Below are 1,652 nucleotides of genomic sequence, written 5' to 3'. Positions count from 1 at the left end.
TGAACATCACCCCGTCAAGTAGACACGTAAAAAAATAAAATCAGTTACTCGGCTGCGCTTGAATAAGCGCAGCCATTTTTAATGAAATTCTTTCTTTATTAAAAAATTTGATGTACTTAGTGAGTTCTTTTTCCGCATGATCGTAATCATCAAATATTTTCGACTTTCCTTTAAAAATCTCCGATTTTAATAAACCGAAGAATCCTTCCATCGGTCCGTTGTCAATGCATCTGCCGACTCGAGACATACTCTGAGTCATTCCTGCTGCATGAAGTTTTTGTCTGAAAGCCCTGCTTGTATATTGAAAGCCTCTATCACTGTGAAGAATGATTCCCTCGGTATCATATAAGGCCTGAGCTTTTTTTAAAGTATGGAATACTAATTCGTTGTTGTTTCTCTTTGAAATCTCGTGACTCAGTATTTTTTTGGACTGAAGATCATAGATAGCACTCAGATAAACTTTTTGTCCATTCCTAAGTTTTATTTCAGTGACATCTGTCAGCCATACCGGCGTCTTATCACTTCTGTCAAATTCTCTGTTTACGACGTTTAATGCAGTGATTTCAGGTGTACTTGGTTTGTAGGATCTGCGTGACTGTCTGATGACAGCTTTCAAACCTGAACGTTTCATTATGCGTTGGACACGTTTATGATTCACCTGGAATCTTGTATAGAGTCTCAGGTAAATATAAATTCTTCTGTAGCCATAAATCCCGTTGTACTTATGATAGATTCGAAGAATCTCATCTCTCAGATTATTATTAAAAACTTCGTATTCAGGCGTTTCACGGTGACACCATTTATAGTAGCTTGCTCTGGAAATGCCTAGAACTTTGCACAGGGATTTAATCGGAAAACGATTTTTAAGACTCTCCACAGTCTTATAGGACGCTAATTGTCGAACTCTTGATTCATCAACTGCCTTTCTATCTCGCGGCGCTTTTTTAGCACCTCATTCTCCATCATTAGGTACTTATTGCGTTCTTCAAGCGCCTTGATTTTCAGCTTATATTCATCTTCTGCACTTCTCGCTGTAGCCGGCTTTGTTTTGCCTCTACTATCTATCAATCCTTCCGGGCCATGTTCTTCGAACTTCTTCACCCAGCTGTAAATCTGAGAATAGTTGACACGATAACGTTCTGCAGTTCCTTTATAATCTTTGTCATGACTGAGACAGTCGTTCACTGCCTCCAATTTTTGAGTGTAAGTCAACTTTTTAGGCTTCATATTGTATACCTCCGGTTTTGGAGAATAAGATTTATTCTCTTTTCCATCAGTATACCTGATAATCCATCTTCTAATAGTTTCACTGCCGGGGATATTATACTTCACAGCCAATTCATTAATTGACATCCCATCTTTAAAGTATTCATTGATCACCATTGATTTAAATACCTGAGAATAACTGGCGTTATGCGTTCTAGGATTGAGAGCTGCAGTTCCATGTTTTTTATAGCGTCTGTAGTAGGTAGCTAAATTTCTGGCATGCATATCTACATCTAGAATTTCTTTGATTCTTTTGAAAGAATGACCTTCCTCATATAAATCGAAGATTTGCTGAAATGTTTCCGGTGATAGCTTGATTTTTCGCATAGAAAAACTCCCTATAAAGTTTTACTTTTTTAAGTGTCTACTTTATAGGGAGCATATCA

At 37.5% G+C, this 1,652-nt stretch carries 2 protein-coding genes; both read right to left on the bottom strand.

The features are described 5' to 3' along the window. Window positions 1-40: 40 nt before the first annotated feature. Complete coding sequence (locus ERX55_RS11220) at window positions 41-877, bottom strand: IS3 family transposase (protein WP_133452666.1); 837 nt, start codon at window positions 875-877, stop codon at window positions 41-43. A gap of 14 nt (window positions 878-891) precedes the next feature. Then, the gene (locus tag ERX55_RS11215; protein WP_133452665.1) at window positions 892-1,593 is read right to left on the bottom strand and encodes a helix-turn-helix domain-containing protein; all 702 of its coding nucleotides are present in this window, start codon (window positions 1,591-1,593) and stop codon (window positions 892-894) included. Window positions 1,594-1,652 lie beyond the last annotated feature (59 nt).

Source organism: Macrococcus bovicus (assembly GCF_004359575.1).
Classification (GTDB): Bacteria; Bacillota; Bacilli; order Staphylococcales; family Staphylococcaceae; genus Macrococcus; species Macrococcus bovicus.
This window is presented reverse-complemented; position numbering and strand designations above follow the sequence as displayed.

Excerpts from the sequence above, each read along its gene's own strand:
- ERX55_RS11215 (WP_133452665.1), bottom strand. The coding sequence starts at position 1,593 with ATGCGAAAAATCAAGCTATCACCGGAAACATTTCAGCAAATCTTCGAT.